The organism is Burkholderia sp. LMU1-1-1.1, from assembly GCF_040675865.1.
In the GTDB taxonomy this organism is placed as follows: domain Bacteria; phylum Pseudomonadota; class Gammaproteobacteria; order Burkholderiales; family Burkholderiaceae_D; genus Rugamonas.
This window is the reverse complement of sequence record NZ_JBEGHG010000013.1, coordinates 38,096-53,790: the sequence shown is the minus strand read 5'-3', so window position 1 is coordinate 53,790 and position 15,695 is coordinate 38,096. Positions and strand designations below refer to the sequence as shown.

Annotated in this window: 16 protein-coding genes; 11 read left to right on the top strand and 5 right to left on the bottom strand. The window is 63.0% G+C overall.

The genetic code is table 11. From position 1 onward, the window contains the following. Positions 1-9 precede the first annotated feature (9 nt). From MRBLMU1_RS14510 to MRBLMU1_RS14495, 4 genes are all read left to right on the top strand, one after another. Complete coding sequence (locus tag MRBLMU1_RS14510; protein WP_363502512.1) at positions 10-756, top strand: MgtC/SapB family protein; 747 nt, start codon at positions 10-12, stop codon at positions 754-756. Positions 757-760: 4 nt separating this feature from the next. Then, positions 761-1,372: a DUF924 family protein gene (locus MRBLMU1_RS14505; RefSeq protein WP_363502510.1), complete on the top strand. Its 612-nt coding sequence runs from the start codon at positions 761-763 to the stop codon at positions 1,370-1,372. Beyond that, positions 1,372-2,205, top strand: a complete 834-nt coding sequence (locus MRBLMU1_RS14500; RefSeq protein ID WP_363502508.1) for a Rossmann-like and DUF2520 domain-containing protein — start codon at positions 1,372-1,374, stop codon at positions 2,203-2,205. The genes MRBLMU1_RS14505 and MRBLMU1_RS14500 overlap by 1 nt, the downstream gene beginning before the upstream one ends. Positions 2,206-2,479: 274 nt before the next feature. After that, complete coding sequence (locus MRBLMU1_RS14495; protein ID WP_090324042.1) at positions 2,480-2,842, top strand: hypothetical protein; 363 nt, start codon at positions 2,480-2,482, stop codon at positions 2,840-2,842. Positions 2,843-2,858: 16 nt separating this feature from the next. Here the strand turns inward: MRBLMU1_RS14495 and MRBLMU1_RS14490 are convergent, their stop codons facing one another. Then, positions 2,859-3,437 carry a molybdopterin-dependent oxidoreductase gene (locus MRBLMU1_RS14490; protein WP_363502506.1) on the bottom strand — a complete coding sequence of 193 codons (579 nt, stop codon included), beginning with the start codon at positions 3,435-3,437 and terminating at the stop codon, positions 2,859-2,861. A 43-nt stretch (positions 3,438-3,480) separates the two neighbouring features. Between MRBLMU1_RS14490 and MRBLMU1_RS14485 the strand changes: the two genes are divergently transcribed. After that, complete coding sequence (locus MRBLMU1_RS14485; RefSeq protein ID WP_363502504.1) at positions 3,481-4,077, top strand: alpha-ketoglutarate-dependent dioxygenase AlkB family protein; 597 nt, start codon at positions 3,481-3,483, stop codon at positions 4,075-4,077. A gap of 218 nt (positions 4,078-4,295) precedes the next feature. Continuing rightward, complete coding sequence (locus tag MRBLMU1_RS14480; RefSeq protein WP_363502502.1) at positions 4,296-4,880, top strand: outer membrane beta-barrel protein; 585 nt, start codon at positions 4,296-4,298, stop codon at positions 4,878-4,880. Positions 4,881-4,944: 64 nt separating this feature from the next. On the opposite strand, the gene MRBLMU1_RS14475 is transcribed toward MRBLMU1_RS14480, so the two are convergent. Next, positions 4,945-5,361 (bottom strand): winged helix-turn-helix transcriptional regulator, encoded by a 417-nt coding sequence (locus tag MRBLMU1_RS14475; protein WP_363502500.1) that lies wholly within the window; start codon positions 5,359-5,361, stop codon positions 4,945-4,947. A 126-nt stretch (positions 5,362-5,487) separates the two neighbouring features. Here MRBLMU1_RS14475 and MRBLMU1_RS14470 point away from each other — a divergent pair, with 126 nt between their 5' ends. Then, entirely contained in the window at positions 5,488-6,222 is a 735-nt protein-coding gene (locus tag MRBLMU1_RS14470; protein ID WP_363502498.1) for an SDR family NAD(P)-dependent oxidoreductase, read from the top strand. A gap of 129 nt (positions 6,223-6,351) precedes the next feature. Here the strand turns inward: MRBLMU1_RS14470 and ettA are convergent, their stop codons facing one another. After that, positions 6,352-8,019, bottom strand: coding sequence for an energy-dependent translational throttle protein EttA (ettA, locus tag MRBLMU1_RS14465; protein WP_363502496.1), 1,668 nt, complete (start codon positions 8,017-8,019; stop codon positions 6,352-6,354). Positions 8,020-8,193: 174 nt separating this feature from the next. Between ettA and MRBLMU1_RS14460 the strand changes: the two genes are divergently transcribed. Further along, entirely contained in the window at positions 8,194-10,113 is a 1,920-nt protein-coding gene (locus tag MRBLMU1_RS14460; RefSeq protein ID WP_363502494.1) for a peptidase M61, read from the top strand. Between the two features lie 11 nt (positions 10,114-10,124). After that, a complete protein-coding gene (locus MRBLMU1_RS14455) occupies positions 10,125-11,069 on the top strand; it encodes an alpha/beta fold hydrolase (RefSeq protein ID WP_363502492.1) in 945 nt (314 codons plus the stop codon). Here the strand turns inward: MRBLMU1_RS14455 and rarD are convergent. After that, positions 11,062-11,949: an EamA family transporter RarD gene (gene rarD / locus MRBLMU1_RS14450; RefSeq protein ID WP_363502490.1), complete on the bottom strand. Its 888-nt coding sequence runs from the start codon at positions 11,947-11,949 to the stop codon at positions 11,062-11,064. The genes MRBLMU1_RS14455 and rarD overlap by 8 nt on opposite strands. Positions 11,950-12,182: 233 nt before the next feature. On the opposite strand from rarD, the gene MRBLMU1_RS14445 reads away from it, so the two are divergent. Together MRBLMU1_RS14445 and MRBLMU1_RS14440 are read left to right on the top strand one after the other, a co-directional pair. Further along, a complete protein-coding gene (locus MRBLMU1_RS14445; protein ID WP_363502488.1) occupies positions 12,183-14,063 on the top strand; it encodes a potassium transporter Kup in 1,881 nt (626 codons plus the stop codon). A gap of 120 nt (positions 14,064-14,183) precedes the next feature. Continuing rightward, on the top strand, positions 14,184-15,068 hold the full coding sequence (locus MRBLMU1_RS14440; protein ID WP_363502486.1) for an FKBP-type peptidyl-prolyl cis-trans isomerase: 885 nt from the start codon (positions 14,184-14,186) through the stop codon (positions 15,066-15,068). 70 nt (positions 15,069-15,138) lie between these two features. On the opposite strand, the gene MRBLMU1_RS14435 is transcribed toward MRBLMU1_RS14440, so the two are convergent. Continuing rightward, on the bottom strand, positions 15,139-15,288 hold the full coding sequence (locus MRBLMU1_RS14435) for a hypothetical protein (protein WP_363502484.1): 150 nt from the start codon (positions 15,286-15,288) through the stop codon (positions 15,139-15,141). Between the last annotated feature and the right edge of the window lie 407 nt (positions 15,289-15,695).

The window sequence follows — 15,695 nt, the reverse complement described above, 5'->3', positions numbered from 1 at the left end:
AGGCTCGACATGCCCGCCATCGATTTCCTGAGCGCCTACTGGTCGCACGCCGAACTGGCGACCAACGCCGTGATCTTGTTAAATCTATTGGGTGCGCTGGCACTGGGGCTGCTGGTTGGCTACGAGCGCTCGTACCACGGCCGCGCGGCCGGCATGCGCACCTACGGCCTGGTGTGCATGGCCTCCGCCGCGCTCACCGTCATCGGCGGCTATCCGGGACACTGGTTCGGCGGCCATGTGTCGCAGTACCTGATCAACTCCGACCCGACCCGCATCGTGCAGGGCATCGTCACCGGCATCGGCTTCCTCGGCGCCGGCGTCATCATGCGCGAAGGCTTTAATATCAGCGGTTTGACGACGGCGGCGTCGATCTGGGCCTCGTCCGTGATCGGCGTGATGGTGGGGATCGGCTTTTATCTGGGCGCGATCGGCCTGGCGATATTGTGCGCCGGGTCGATGATCTTCCTGACCCGCGTGGAGGCCTGGCTGCCTTCGCGGCATGCGATCGCGATCACGATGCGCTTCAAAGCCGGTTATATGCCGCAGGAGCCGGCGCTGCGGGCGATGGCGCTGCAGCGCGGCTACGAGATCGCTGGCGGTTCGCTGATGATCGGCAGCGACGGCGGCCAGCAGGAGTGGCGCTTTGTCGCCATCGCGCTGAGCAAGCGCAGTGGCGCGCCGATGGCGGTGCTGTCGGCCGAACTGGCCGCGTTCGACGGCATCCACAGCTTCCAGCTGTCGCACGCAAGGAACTAAGACAATGAATGAACAAGCCCAAGCCGTATTCGATTTCTGGTTCCAGCCGGGGCCGGGCCAGCCGGCCGACGCCCCGCGCCGCGAGTGGTTCCAGAAGGACGACGACTTCGATCGTGAAATCAGCCGGCGTTTCGGCGCCCTGATCGATCAGGCGCTGGCCGGCGGCCTGCTGGAATGGGACGCGGAAGGTCCGCAATCGCAACTGGCGCGCATATTGGTGCTCGACCAGTTCACCCGCAACGTCCATCGCGGTACGCCGAAAGCGTTCGCCGGCGACGCGTTGGCGCTGCAGGCGGCGCAGGCGATGGTCGATGCCGGGCAGGATGTGGCGCTGCCGCCGTTGCGGCGCGCGTTTGTCTACCTGCCTTTCGAGCACGCCGAGGACATGGCGATGCAGGAGCTGGCCGTGGCGCTGTACACCGGCATGGAAAACGAAGAACGCGACGTTGTATCGGAGGCCACCCTCAAGGGCATCGCCGGCATGTGCGATTACGCGCAGCGCCACCGCGAGGTGATCCGCCGCTTCGGCCGCTTCCCGCACCGCAACGCGATCCTGGGCAGGCCATCGACCGCTGAAGAACAGGCCTATCTCCAGCAGCCGGGATCGGGATTCTGATGACGCCGGGGTTCAACCTGATAGGCGCCGGGCATGTCGGCCGCGTGCTGGGGCGCCTGTTCGCGCGCCACGGCTGCTTCAACATCCAGCAGGTGCTCACGCGCTCCGTGGCCTCCGCCCGCGACGGCGTGGCCTTCATCGGCGCCGGCGACGCGGTCGAGCGTTACGATCAGTTGCAACCGGCGGCGGTGCACGTGCTGGCCGTCGGCGACGACCAGATCGCCGACGCCTGCGCCGCGCTGGCGCGGGCCGTGCCGCTGGCCGGCAGCGTGGTGTTCCACTGCAGCGGCGCGCTGGCATCGGACCAGCTGCAGGCCGCGCGGGAAGCCGGCGCGCTGGTCGCCAGCGTGCACCCGATCCGCAGCTTCGCCGACCCGTCGGCGGTGGCCGCGCAATTTGCCGGCACGTTTTGCGGCATCGAAGGCGACGCGGGCGCGCTGGACGTGCTCACGCCGGCCTTGACGGCGATCGGCGCGCAGCCGGTGCCGATCGACGCCTCGGCCAAAACCGTGTACCACGCAGCGGCCGTCTTCGCCAGCAACTACCTGGTGACGGTGCTGGACGCCGCGCTGCGCGCCTACCAGGCAGCTGGCATACCGGAGCCGGTAGCGCGGCAAATGGCGCAGCCGCTGGCGTCCGAATCGATGGCCAATGTGTTCCGGCTGGGCGCCGCCGCCGCGCTCAGCGGGCCGATCGCGCGCGGCGACATGGCGACGGTCGAGCGCCAGCAGCGCGCCGTGGCAGGCTGGGACGCTGGCAGCGGCGACTTGTATCAGGCGCTGGTCGCGCCAACCGCCGCCCTGGCGCGCAGAAAACATCACAAGCTGCCCTGACCCGCCGGCGCTGCACGCTTCGGCACTTATCTCCTTGCAAATTACTACATAACAACTATATTTTAAACAGGATTGCCTATGGTCCGGCGCCGTCCCGGGTCAGGCGTTGCAGTTTTATTGATACGAATTCACAAATAAGTGGCGGGATTTGTCGACAAACGCGGCGATTCGCAATAAGCTTGTTTCTCAGAATGTTTTCTTTGAGAATCAAGAAGTACACAATACAACACGTCAGCAGGACTGCAGCCGGCGCCAATTGGATAGGGGTAAGAACATGTTATTTTTGAAAAGTACGACCGTCACGAAGGCGCCTGGCATTTACGACGTCGACATCGCCGCCAAGCCGCCCGGCAAAACCTTCGGCGTCTTCATGGCCACCGATCCGGACAATCCGCCGACCGAAGTGCTGGCCGCGCTGGCCGCGATGGGTTTCAAGAACACCTACAGCGGCGGCTACACCCACAAGGATCGCGGCAAGGTGCTGGACCTGCACTTCCAGAAGGACGGCACCGACCTGTTCCAGGGTTGGAAGGCCGAGGAAATGGAAGCCAACATGGCCGCCATCACCGCGCTGTTCAGCGGCATCGGCATCACCATCGCGCCGCGCGTGATGACCCTGGCCGAAGCCTACGCTTAAATCCTTCCGCGCGGCGTCACGCCGCCACCTCGATGTGATACAAGGCCCACGGGCAGGAACCGAACCGCTCTGGCAGCGGTTTGCCTGCCATGTCGGGCACCTTGTCGGCATCGTAGATCGCCCATAACGGGCCGAGTCCGCCCAGCGCCATCGCCGCCCCGTCCATGTGGGTGGCGACGATGTAGCGCTGCGCGCGCGCCTGCGCCACCGTGACCGAGGCCGCATAGCCATCCACCGCCCGCAGCACCAGCTTGACGTTGTCGCCGAGCGCGCCGCCGGCCGCCTTGACGACGTCCAGCAGCAGCGGGCCGCTCAGCGTGTGCGCCTTGGCGTCGTATTCGAGGGTCGGCTTGATGGTGACGGCGGGCAGCGCGGCCAGCGCCGCGAAGGTGAACGCGTGCGCTTTCTCGAAACTCAGCTTTTGCTTGAACATCATCTGGTCGCGCACCGGGTCGAACTTGCCCCGGTTGGGCTTGCCGATGGCGCCGGTGACGGTCAACAAGGTCGGGCCGGCGGCGGGGGAGGCGGCAGCGGCGGGCAGGGCGGCGGCCAAGCCACCGGCGACGGCGCTGCCCAGGAACTGGCGTTTTTTCATGTTTGGTTCTCCTCGATCGCGTAGTGCCGGTATCATACCGCGCATGGACTTATTCGCCGATGACGCCGCCCTGACACCGATCCCGATCGAGGATGGCGAACTGTGGTTTCAGCAGCGGCTGGCGCTGGACTGGCCGCCGGCCGAGGTCATGCAACGCCTCCTCGACGAGACCGACTGGCGCCACGAACAGGTGCAGGTCTGGGGCAAGCTGCACATGCAGCCGCGCCTGACGGCCTGGCACGGCGAGGCGAGCTATCGCTATTCGGGCAAGACCTTCCATCCGCTGCCGTTCACGCCGCTGCAACTGCACATCAAAGAGGCGGTCGAGCGCGCCACCGGCCGGCGTTTCAACAGCGTCCTGCTGAACTATTACCGCGACGAGCACGACAGCATGGGCTTCCACGCCGACGATGAGCGCGAACTGGGACCGGAGCCGGCCGTCGCCTCGGTCAGCTTCGGCGCGCCGCGCACCTTCATCCTCAAGCATCGGCGCCTGCCGAAGACCGTCAAGCTGGCGCTGGGCGACGGCTGCCTGCTGCTGATGGCTGGAACCTTGCAGCAACACTGGCTGCATGGGATAAACAAAGAGCGCACACCGCGCGGCCCCCGCATCAACCTGACCTTCCGCTTGATTTCCTGACCTGTAATTCAAGGTCCCGGAAACTTTCTTAAGCCTCGCTTAAGTTTGGCGAAGCGTCGATTATACCATGAAACGTATGGCTTACACTTGGTCACACTTCTTACTAATTCGGTCGTGACGCAAGGTGGTTGGAGTGCTATCTTGAACACATCGCAATTCAGAGAACTGCGATCCCAAGCAATTCCCGCTTTAACCACTTTGCTGAAAGATCAAAAATCATGAAAAAAATTCTGTTCGCATTAGTCGCTTCCGCAGCCGCCCTGAGCGGTACTTCCGCCTACGCAGATGACGCAGGCACCGGCTACATCGGTGCTGGCGTGGTCGGCAGCCGTTACGAGTTCAACGCGCCCAACGCCCTGAGCGGCGACAACCACAGCGGCTACAAGGCCGGTGGCAAGGTCTACGGCGGTTACAACATCGACCAGACCTGGGCCGTGGAAGCGGGCTATACCGACTTCGGTAAAAAGTCGTACAACTACACGTCGAACGGCCTGCCTGGCGGCATCCGCACCGATGCGCACTCCTACTATCTGGCCGGCAAGGGCACGTGGCCTGTGAACCAGCAGATCGCGCTGTTCGGCAAGCTGGGCGTGGCCCGCAACACCAACGAAGTGACCACCACCGGTTTCTCGTCGGTAAGCGGCGACAAGGACAAGACCGCACTGTACGCATCCGTCGGTGCTGAATACGCCATCAACAAGAATGTCAAAGTCTCGCTGGAATATGAAAACTACGGCAAGAACGACATCGACACCGGTCGCAAAGCTGGTGCCGTGACGGCGGGTCTGCGTTACGCGTTCTAAGCGATAGCAACGAAAAAAGCCACCGCGAGGTGGCTTTTTTTCGTTGTGCGCCGTGTGAAGACGGTTAACGGATCCTGTTAATCGTCCGGCCAGGCGATTGGTCCGTTTCCTGCTCGGCCAAACCGTCGCGCCGGGCGAAGATGCTCGCCATTTCCGCCATGTGCTCGGTTCCCCAGGTGCATAGCGGGACGATCGCCTCGGCGAGGCTGCGACCGAGCGGGGTCAGCGAGTAATCCACGCGCGGCGGCACTTCCTTGTAGTCGTTCCGCGCCAGCACGTGATCGGCCTCCAAATCCTTCAATTGCTGGATCAGCACCTTGTCGCTGACACCCTGGGTTAAGCGCTTGAGCTCGCCGTAGCGCTTCGGGCCATCGCGCAGGAAAAACAGGATCAGCGGCTTCCATTTGCCGGAAATGATGCGGAGCGTGGCGTCGAGCCCGCAGGAAAAGCCACCGGTGCCGCAGGTTTCATGAGTCGTCATAATTTTCTCCCGAAAGGGGTACTTACCTAAAAGTGCATACTTGTCCTTAGGTTAGCAGCTCGGTATATTGGCCGTCAAGGAAGCAATCCCTGCTTCCTTGACTCTGCAACGAAAAGGACGCACATCATGACCAGACTCAATGGTAAGACCGCCGTCATCACCGGCGGCGCCACCGGCATCGGCCGCGCCGCGGCAAGGCGCTTCATCGAGGAGGGCGCCTTCGTCTTCATCTACGGGCGCCGGCAGGACGCGCTCGACGCCGCCGTCGCCGAGCTCGGCCCCAACGCCCGCGCGGTGAAGGGCTCGGTCTCGGACGAGGCCGACCTCGACCGGCTCTACGCCGCGGTGAAGGCCGAGCGCGGCACCCTCGACATCGTCTTCGCCAACGCCGGCGCCGGCAGCCAGGGCCGACTCGGCGAGATCACCGCCGAACATATCGACGAAACCTTCGACACCAATGTGAAAGGGACGATCTTCACGGTCCAGAAGGCGCTGCCGCTGATGGGCAAGGGTGGTTCGATCATCCTGACCGGCTCGAGCGCCGGCACCACGGGCGCCCCGGCAATGAGCGCCTACAGCGCCAGCAAGGCGGCGGTGCGCAACCTCGCGCGCACCTGGGCCGAGGATCTGAAGGGGACGGGCATCCGCGTCAACGTGTTGTCGCCCGGGGCGACCGCCACCGAGCTGGCGAAGGCGGCGCTGGGCGAGGAGGGGCAGAAGGTCTACGCCGCGATGACGCCGCTCCAGCGCATGGCCGAGCCGGCCGAGATCGGGGCGGCCGCAGCCTTCCTGGCATCGCCGGACAGCAGCTTCATGACCGCCAGCGAGCTAGCCGTCGACGGCGGCCTGGCGCAACTCTGACGCGCTACGTTTGTATGCATGCGCAGCATAGCCTGGGTCATCTGATCTTCAAGGACCTGATCAAGTTCGACTGATGATGTGGCAGGGGCAGCTAACCAGCTGCCCCCTATGCCCTTTATACCGCTGGATTTAGACCGTGAGCGGCTTGTAACGGATACGCTTCGGCTTGGCGCCTTCCTCGCCCAGGCGCTTCTTCTTGTCGGCTTCGTATTCCTGATAGTTACCGTCGAAGAAGGTGACCTGCGAGTTGCCTTCGAACGCCAGGATGTGGGTGGCGATACGGTCCAGGAACCAGCGATCGTGGGAGATCACCAGCACGGAGCCGGCGAATTCCAGCAGCGCGTCTTCCAGTGCGCGCAGGGTTTCCACGTCCAGATCGTTCGACGGTTCATCGAGCAGCAGCACGTTGCCGCCCTTGAGCAGCGTCTTGGCCAGGTGCAGACGGCCGCGCTCACCGCCGGACAGGTTGCCGACGATCTTCTGCTGGTCCGAACCCTTGAAGTTGAAGCGGCCCAGGTAGGCGCGCGACGGCATGTCGAAGCGGCCGACGGTCAGCGTGTCGGCGCCGCCGGAGACGTCCTCGAACACGCTCTTGCTGTCGCTCAACGTGTCGCGGCTCTGGTCGACCAGCGAGATGCGCGCGGTCTGGCCGATCGCCACTTCGCCGCTGTCCGGCTTGTCCAGGCCGGCCACCATCTTGAACAGGGTCGATTTACCGGCGCCGTTCGGGCCGATGATGCCGACGATGGCGCCCGGCGGGATCGTGAACGAGACGTTGTCCATCAGCAGGCGGTCGCCGAACGCCTTCGACACGTTTTTGAACTCGATCACTTCGTTGCCCAGACGCTCGGCCACAGGGATGAAGATCTCCTGGGTCTCGTTGCGCTTCTGGTATTCGTACTCGCTCAGCTCGTTGAAGCGGGCCAGGCGGGCCTTCGACTTGGCCTGGCGCGCCTTCGGATTCTGGCGCGACCATTCCAATTCCTTGGCCAGCGCTTTTTGACGCGCCGATTCGGTCGACTCTTCCTGCTTCAGGCGGTTGGCCTTCTGGTCCAGCCACGACGAGTAGTTGCCCTTCCATGGAATGCCATGGCCGCGGTCCAGTTCGAGGATCCATTCGGCGGCGTTGTCGAGGAAGTAGCGATCGTGGGTGATGCCTACCACGGTGCCCGGGAAGCGCAGCAGGAACTGCTCCAGCCATTCGACGGATTCGGCGTCCAGGTGGTTGGTCGGTTCGTCGAGCAGCAGCATGTCGGGCTTGGACAGCAGCAACTTGCACAGCGCCACGCGGCGCTTCTCGCCGCCCGACAGCACGCCGATCTTGGCGTCCCATGGCGGCAGGCGCAGCGCGTCGGCGGCCATTTCCAGTTGCAGGTTCAGGTTGCCGCCGTCGGAGGTCGAGATGATCGCCTCCAGACGGGCCTGCTCGGTGGCCAGCGCGTCGAAGTCGGCGTCCTCTTCGGCGTAGGCGGCGTACACGGCCTCCAGCTTGGCTTGCGCCTCGAACACTTCGCCCAGGCCCGATTCGACTTCCTGGCGCACGGTTTTTTCGGGGTCGAGCTGCGGTTCCTGCGGCAGGTAGCCGATGTTCAGGCCCGGCATCGGCACGGCTTCGCCCTGGATGTCGGTGTCGATGCCTGCCATAATTTTCAGCAAGGTCGACTTACCCGAGCCGTTCAGACCCAGCACGCCGATTTTTGCGCCTGGGAAGAAGGACAGCGAAATATCTTTCAGAATTTGGCGCTTGGGCGGGACGATTTTGCCCACGCGGTTCATGGTGTAGACGTAATTTGCCATTCAGGGGGAACTTTCAAGAGAGTAAGTGATAATCCGTAACCAGCATTATAGGCGCAGCGGACAGCGCCGGACACATCGCACGCGCATCCGGACACCCCGTTCCAGCAAATTCAAGGACTTAGCGGTGGCATGAATCATGCAATCCACGGCTGGTCTTTATTCACATTAATGCCCATGAAAAATACGTTTTGCGCAGTCCTGTTCGCGGTCCTGTTCCCCATCGCGTCGGCAGGGGCTGTCGCCACCACCACCTTGCCTGCGCCGCGCGACATCCCGTTCAAGGGGGAGATCAAGCTCAGCGTCGACGCCACCGACCAAGTCCATAAAATCCTGCGCGTGCGCCAAACCATTCCCGTGCAGGGCGAGGGCGCGATGGTGCTGATGTATCCGCAATGGGAGACCGACAGCCACTCGGCCACCCAGCAACTGACCGGCCTGGCCGGCCTGATCGTCAAGGCCGGTGGCCGGCGCGTCGAATGGCTGCGCGACGGCGGCGATCCGTACGCCTTCCATATCGACATCCCGAAAGGCGCGCGCGAACTGGAGGTGGAGTTCCAGTTCCTGTCGCCGACCGCCGGCAACACCTTGATGAGCCGCGACATGCTGACCTTGCCGTGGCAAAAAGTGGCGCTATATCCAGCCGGCTGGTTCATCCGCAACATCGCCGTGCGGGCGGAACTGAAGCTGCCCGCCGGCTTCCAGTACGCCACCTCGCTGGAGACGGCCTCCGTCCGCGACCAGTTGGTGTCGTTCAAGCCCACCACCTTCGACGACCTGGTCGATGCGCCGGTGCACGCTGGCCGCTACTTCAAGCGTATCGAGCTCACGCCCGGCGCGGCCCGCCCCGTCCGCCTGAACATGATCGGCGACAACGAGGCCGCGCTGGCCATTCCGCCGGCCCTGCTGGACAAATACCGCGCCATGGCCACCGCGCTGCCCAGCTTGTTCCGCTCGCAACACTACCGCCACTACGATTTCCTGCTGACATTGTCCGACATCCTCCCGTCGGGGGGCGGGCGCGAGCATCAGGAATCGAGCGAGAACAACCTCGCGCTCGATTTCTTCACCAGGCCGGATGCGCATCTGCCGATGGCCGACCTGATCGTGCACGAATACGCGCACTCGTGGAACGGCCGCTTCCGCCAGCCGGCCGACCTGTGGTCGCCGACGATGAACCAGCCGGTGCGCGGCAGCCTGTTGTGGGTGTACGAAGGGCAGACCGAATTCTGGGGCCGCATGCTGGCCGCGCAATTGGGTTTGCGCACCCGGCAGCAAACGCTGGACGCGCTGGCCGTCGATGCCGCCAACGCCGTCGCCCGCACCGGCCGCCAATGGAAGTCGCTGCTGGACACCACTAACGACCCGCTGTACATGCCCGGGCGCCAGATGCAATGGCGCGACTGGCAGCGGCGCGAGGATTATTACGGCGAGGGCGTGCTGCTGTGGCTGGACGTCGACATGCTGCTGCGGGAGCGCACCGGCGGTAAACACAGCCTGGCCGATTTCGCCGGCGTCTTCTTCGGCGCGGGCGCAATGGGCCGCCACGCGCTGGCGACCAGCACCTATACTTTCGCCGACGTCTGCAAGGCGCTCAACGCCATCGCGCCCCACGACTGGGCCGGCTATCTCAACACGCGCCTGCGCGCCCACGATGACAGCCACCTGCTGGACGGCCTGGCGCGCGCCGGCTACCGCCTGGTCTACACCGACGAGGCGACCGAATATTTCGTCCAAAACGAGGATTTCAACGTCGGCGGCATGGATTTGAGCGCGTCGCTGGGCGTGACCGTCGGCAAGAAAGGCGTGGTGAAAACGGTGGCGTGGGAAGGGCCCGCCTTCCGCGCCGGCATCGGCATCGGCGCCAGGCTGACCACGGTCGGTGAACAGCCCTACACCGACGAGGCCCTCAAGCAGGCGATCAAGTCGGCGGCCGCGACGAAACAGCCGATTTCGCTCGGCTTCGACGCCGACGGCCGGTCGCAAACGGTGCTGATACCATACTACGGCTCGCTGCGTTATCCCCGCCTCGAACGCCTCCCCGGCAAACCAGATCGGCTCGAACGCCTGCTGGCACCGAGTCCTTCCGCTTTATAAAACCTACACCCATGATAAAAACCATATTTTTGCTTTTCATTGCGACGCTGATGCCGCTGCCGTCCGGCGCCGGCCCGGTGAGCATCGACCAGTCCTTCACGCCCGATATCGGCGGCATCAAGCAGGTCGTCGAGATCAAGACCGACGACGCGGGCAAGCCGGCGCTGCTCTTTTTATCGGGCGGGCCGGGCAGTTCCATGATCAACAATGCGGGCGCTTTCACCGACCAGCTGAAAGAGTATTTCACGATTGTTCAATGGGACCAGCGTGACGCCGGCAAGACGCTCAAATTGAATCCCTCTCCCACCAGGCCTGCGCTCGCGCAAATGGACAGCGACACGCTCGAGGTTATCAATTTCGTTCGGGCGAAGCTGAAGCAGCAAAAGATTTATTTGCTGGGTAGCTCGTGGGGGAACGTGCTGGGTTTCCATATCGTCAAAACCCATCCGGAATTATTAAGCGCTTACTTCGCCGTCAATCCCGTGGTCAGCCAGTTGGCAAGCGAGAAGCAATTGCTTGAAACCTTAAAGCTTCACTTCAAGGACAACGCCGCCGCCAGCGATGAACTGGCGGCAGTCAGCCTGCCGTTCAAAACAGACGAAGACCTTTTCCACCTGAGAAAATGGCTCTTCATCAAGGACGGCAAGGCATTCGCGGCAAGCCCCGACTTCAAGAGTGGTTTTCTGCAATGGTCGAAAGCCTGGTCGCCCGTCTGGAACGAAGTGATGGCGATCGATCTGAACGTGTCGTTGAAGAAAGTCGACTGCCCGATCTACTTCCTGGTCGGCAAAAACGATATTCAGACGTCGACCAACATCACCGTCCGCTATGCGGAGGCGTTACAGGCGCCTCGGAAGGAACTCTACCTCTTTGAAAAGTCCGGGCATCAAATTCATCAGGATGAACCGGAAAAATTCCAGGCGACGATCATCCGGACGCTGGCGGCCGCTAGGTAGCCGGATGCGGCGGGCGCCGGCCGGCCCACAGGCCCTCGGCCACATACAGCGCCAGCGCGGCCCAGATGATGACGAAGCCGATCAGGCGCGCCGGCGGGAAGGCTTCGTGGAACACCCACACGCCCAGCAGCGCCTGCATGGTCGGCGACAGGTATTGCAGCAGTCCCAGCGCGGCCATCGGAATCTTGCGCGCGCCGGCGGCGAACAGCAGCAGCGGAATGGCCGTGATCGGCCCGGCCGCCGCCAGCAGCCAGCGGGTGCTGTCGAATTCGCTGTTGGCGAAGGTGTTTTGGCCGTGCAGGGTCAGCCAGACCACGTAGACCAGTGCCAGTGGGAACAGGATCATCGTTTCCAGCGACAGGCCCTCGAGCGCGGCCAACGCCGCCGTCTTGCGCAGCAGGCCGTAGGAACCGAAGGTGATGCCTAAAATCAAGGCAATCCATGGCACCTGGCCGGCCGACCAGGTCAGCCACAGCACGCCGCAGGCCGCCAAACCGATCGCGATCCATTGCGCGCGCCGCAGCTTTTCCTTCAGCACCACCACGCCCAGCAGCACGTTGACCAGCGGATTGATGAAGTAGCCGAGGCTGGCGTCGATGACATGGCCGTTGTTGACGGACCAGATATAGACGAACCAATTTGCGGAGAGCAGCACGGCGCTGGCGACGAAACTGGCCAGCACGCGCGGCCGGCCCAGGGTTTGCGGCAGCCATTTCCACTGGCGGCGCGCGGTCAGCACGATGGCCAGGAACAACAGCGACCACAGCATGCGGTGCGCGAGCATTTCCAGCGCCGGCACCTCGGCCAGCGCGTGGAAATACAGCGGGAACAGTCCCCAGCAAAAGAACGCGAAGGCGGCGTAGGCAATACCTGGGTTCATGGTGCGCAGCGGCGGAAAGAGGGCGGGCCGACATTATCGCTCAATTAAGATGGGCTTGCTGGCCGCAGGGCAACAACGGCGTCCCGGCAGCGCGCCAAACTCGCGCTCGCGGCCGTGGCAGCGTACACTGGCGATATTGACTAATTGGAACGCCCGCGTATGCCAAAATCTCCTTGCCTTTTGCAAATAGTTATCCTATTGTGCAATGCACCAAAACAACAACAGGTGCAATCTTGACCGAGCAACACAAGAAAAGCAGTGTCGCCGCCCTCACCCTCGCGGCGGTCGGCATCGTCTACGGCGACATCGGTACCAGTCCCCTCTACACCCTCAAAACCATTTTCGATCCCGAGCACGGCCTGGCGCTGAGCGAATTCAACCTGCAGGGCATCATTTCATTGATTTTCTGGGGCCTGACGATGATCGTCTCGCTCAAATACGTGACCCTGGTGCTGCGCGCGGACAACCGCGGCGAGGGCGGCATCATGGCGCTGATGGCGCTGGCGCTCAATTCCGTCACCAAGGCGGCGCCGCGCTGGCACTTTCCGCTGATGCTGCTGGGCGTCTTCGGCGCCACCATGTTCTACGGCGACAGCGTCATCACGCCCGCCATCTCGGTGCTCGGCGCGATCGAGGGGCTGGAAGTGGCCGCGCCGGGACTGGAGCAGTACATCGTTCCGCTGTCGATCATCGTGCTGGTGTCGCTGTACGCGCTGCAAAGCCAGGGCACGGCCGGCATCGGCCGCTGGTTCGGGCCGATCATGGTGATCTGGTTCCTGGCGCTGGCCGTCATGGGCGTGATCAACATCGTCGCCGCGCCGCAGATCCTGTATGCGCTCAACCCGATGAACGCCTTCCACTTCATGCTGGAAAACCGCATGATCGCCTTCGTCGCGCTGGGCGCCGTGGTGCTGGCCTTCACCGGCGCCGAGGCGCTGTACGCCGACATGGGCCACTTCGGCAAAAAACCGATCCGCGCGGCCTGGTTCCTGATCGTGTTCCCGGCGCTGGCGCTGAACTACCTGGGCCAGGGCGCGCTGCTGCTGACGCACCCGGAGGCGGTGTCCAATCCGTTCTTCAACCAGTTGGGCGCATGGAGCGTCTACCCGCTGGTGGTGCTGTCGACGATGGCGGCGGTGATCGCCTCGCAGGCGACCATCTCCGGCACCTTCTCGATGACCAAGCAGGCCATCGCGCTGGGGCTGCTGCCGCGCATGCGCATCCTGCACACCTCGGCCACCGAGATCGGCCAGGTCTACATCCCGGCGGTCAACTGGCTGCAGCTGGTGGTGGTGCTGATGGCGGTGATCGGTTTCGGCTCGTCGGACAAGCTGGCCGGCGCCTACGGCATCGCGGTTACGGCCACCATGCTGTGCACCACCGTGCTGACCTTCTTCGTGATCCGCTACCGCTGGCACTTGCCGCTGTGGCTGTGCTTTAGCGCCACCGGTTTCTTCATCGCGATCGACATCCTGCTGTTCTCGGCCAGCACGCTCAAGCTGTTCCACGGCGGCTGGTTCCCGCTGCTGCTGGCGATCATCCTGTTCACCGTCATGCTGACCTGGAAGCGCGGGCGCGAGCTGGTGTTCAAGAATCTGCAAAAGCACGCCATTCCGCTCGAGGAGTTCCTGTCGTCGCTGTTCGTGGCGCCGCCCGCGCGGGTCTACGGCACCGCCATCTTCCTGCGAGGCGAAAGCGACGGCGTGCCGCACGCGCTGCTGCACAACCTGTCGCACAACAAGGTGCTGCACGAGCGCGTGGTGTTCTTCACCGTGCATATCGTCGAGGAGCCGTGGGTGTCGGAGGACGAGCAGGTCAAGGTGATCGACCTCGGACACCAGTGCTACCAGGTCAATGTGTTCTACGGCTTCAAGGACGAACCGGATATTCCCAAGGTGCTGGCGCAGTGCGAGTGTCTGGGCTTGCCGTTCGAGATGATGGAAACGTCGTTCTTCATCGCCCGCCAGACGGTCATCTCGACCCCCGGCCACGGCATGGCGCCATGGCGCGAGCATCTGTTCGTGACGATGTCGCGCAACGCCCGTGGCGCGGCCGACTACTACCAGATTCCGCCCAACCGCGTCATCGAACTTGGCACGCAAGTGGAAATATAAGCACACAAACGGCGCTAAAAGATGTAACCGAATGTAGTGCTTGGGGCGGAGGTGCCTGCGTCTGCTAAACTTCTGCTCCTAAAAGCTTGCACGAATATGAACTATTCATCAAAGGTCATCATGAAATCGAAGTTTCACATTATTGTTGCTGTTGCCTGCCTGGCGATCTTGACGGCCTGCGGTGGCGGTTCGAAAAAATCCGATCCGGTCGTGGTGCCGCAGCCGGCATATGCGATCAAGGATCTCACGGTCGGCCCCGGCGCCGACACCGCCACGCTGGCGGAAAAAGGCGATCTGGTGACTGTGGCCTACACCGGCTACCTGTACGACGCCACCAAGACCGACGGTATCGGCGCCAAAGTGGAAAGCTCGATCGACTCCGGCACGACGGCGCCGCCGTTTACGCTGGGCGTGGGCGGCGTCGTGCCGAGCGGCTGGGACTTGGCCATCGTCGGCATGCGCGTTGGCGGCGTGCGCCTGGCGACCCTGCCGGACAATCTGGCCTTCGGCGCCACCGTGCGGCCGGCGCAAACCGTCAATGGCATCGCCTACGCCGAGATCAAGGCCAATTCGCCGCTGGTCTACGAACTGCGGCTGGTCAGCGTTACCAAAGTGGTCAAGCAGCCTGCCGTCGCGGCGCCGACCGATCTGAAGATCGTCGAGGTCACGGCCGGCACGGGCGCCGTCGCGACGTCCGGTAAGAGCGTCACAGTTCGCTACAGCGGCTGGTTTTATGATGGTACGCGTGAAAATCTCAAAGGAACGCGGTTTGATCCGGTGGCCACCGCCACTTCTGCTACTAGCACATTTACCTTCACCATCGGTCGCACCAGCGGCGACGGTAGTGCCATCCCAGGCTTTAGCAGTGGCACTGAAAACATGCAAGTCGGCGGCAAACGCACGCTGTTCATTCCGCCCGCGCTGGGGTACGGCGCGACAGGATTTGGGAGCATCCCGCCCAACGCCAACCTGGTCTTCGATATCGAACTGATTTCGGTGAATTGATCCGTAGCGGATGTAAATGAAAATGGCAGCTAATTAGATGGCTGCCATTTTTTTCGTCCAAAACACATCGTCAGCAGATCGCCCCGGGGGTGCTCTTGCCGGTCGGTACGTCGAGGCCGAAATAGTAAGCGTACCCATGGTCCTTCGCGCCGCCACAGGGCATCTTCGCACCAGGCCCGATCTGGTCGAACAGGTCTTTCGCGAGCGGCCCCTTGAACATGAATGACACCTTTCTGTTTTTCCGCGAAGGGGCCATCATTTCGCACAGAGTTCCCTCGTACACTTGGTATTGTCCCTTGAGTGGCTTCGGCTTCTTCTCCACTGTTTGAGCCAGTGCGAACAGCGCCAACGCGGCGACAATGGCCGCAAGTCGCGCGCTTATGATGCAAGCCTCGGCCAAAGCTCGACGTGGAAGTGGTCGCTGTGTCCGGGCAGATGCTGACGCATCCCACTTGCCTTTTGCGCCTCGGGGGCGTTAAAGTAGACGAGCCGTACCCATGGGTGCTGTATGAACAGTTGGATCAGCTTGATTGTGGCAGGGCAGTCGTACATCGCTTTGTCTTGGTACGAACAGCGCGCGCTCTGGCCCGTCAAATAGTCCTTGCGGACCGGACGGCAATCCATCTC

What these genes read in the sequence shown, in the direction of transcription:
- MRBLMU1_RS14490 (WP_363502506.1), bottom strand. Translation starts at nt 3,437, where the DNA reads ATGAAAAAACGCCAGTTCCTGGGCAGCGCCGTCGCCGGTGGCTTGGCC.
- MRBLMU1_RS14510 (WP_363502512.1), top strand. Translation starts at nt 10, where the DNA reads ATGCCCGCCATCGATTTCCTGAGCGCCTACTGGTCGCACGCCGAACTG.
- MRBLMU1_RS14440 (WP_363502486.1), top strand. Translation starts at nt 14,184, where the DNA reads ATGAAATCGAAGTTTCACATTATTGTTGCTGTTGCCTGCCTGGCGATC.
- MRBLMU1_RS14455 (WP_363502492.1), top strand. Translation starts at nt 10,125, where the DNA reads ATGATAAAAACCATATTTTTGCTTTTCATTGCGACGCTGATGCCGCTG.
- MRBLMU1_RS14460 (WP_363502494.1), top strand. Translation starts at nt 8,194, where the DNA reads ATGAAAAATACGTTTTGCGCAGTCCTGTTCGCGGTCCTGTTCCCCATC.
- MRBLMU1_RS14435 (WP_363502484.1), bottom strand. Translation starts at nt 15,288, where the DNA reads ATGTTCAAGGGGCCGCTCGCGAAAGACCTGTTCGACCAGATCGGGCCT.
- MRBLMU1_RS14475 (WP_363502500.1), bottom strand. Translation starts at nt 5,361, where the DNA reads ATGACGACTCATGAAACCTGCGGCACCGGTGGCTTTTCCTGCGGGCTC.
- MRBLMU1_RS14485 (WP_363502504.1), top strand. Translation starts at nt 3,481, where the DNA reads ATGGACTTATTCGCCGATGACGCCGCCCTGACACCGATCCCGATCGAG.
- rarD (WP_363502490.1), bottom strand. Translation starts at nt 11,949, where the DNA reads ATGAACCCAGGTATTGCCTACGCCGCCTTCGCGTTCTTTTGCTGGGGA.
- MRBLMU1_RS14505 (WP_363502510.1), top strand. Translation starts at nt 761, where the DNA reads ATGAATGAACAAGCCCAAGCCGTATTCGATTTCTGGTTCCAGCCGGGG.
- MRBLMU1_RS14480 (WP_363502502.1), top strand. Translation starts at nt 4,296, where the DNA reads ATGAAAAAAATTCTGTTCGCATTAGTCGCTTCCGCAGCCGCCCTGAGC.
- MRBLMU1_RS14470 (WP_363502498.1), top strand. Translation starts at nt 5,488, where the DNA reads ATGACCAGACTCAATGGTAAGACCGCCGTCATCACCGGCGGCGCCACC.
- MRBLMU1_RS14495 (WP_090324042.1), top strand. Translation starts at nt 2,480, where the DNA reads ATGTTATTTTTGAAAAGTACGACCGTCACGAAGGCGCCTGGCATTTAC.
- MRBLMU1_RS14500 (WP_363502508.1), top strand. Translation starts at nt 1,372, where the DNA reads ATGACGCCGGGGTTCAACCTGATAGGCGCCGGGCATGTCGGCCGCGTG.
- ettA (WP_363502496.1), bottom strand. Translation starts at nt 8,019, where the DNA reads ATGGCAAATTACGTCTACACCATGAACCGCGTGGGCAAAATCGTCCCG.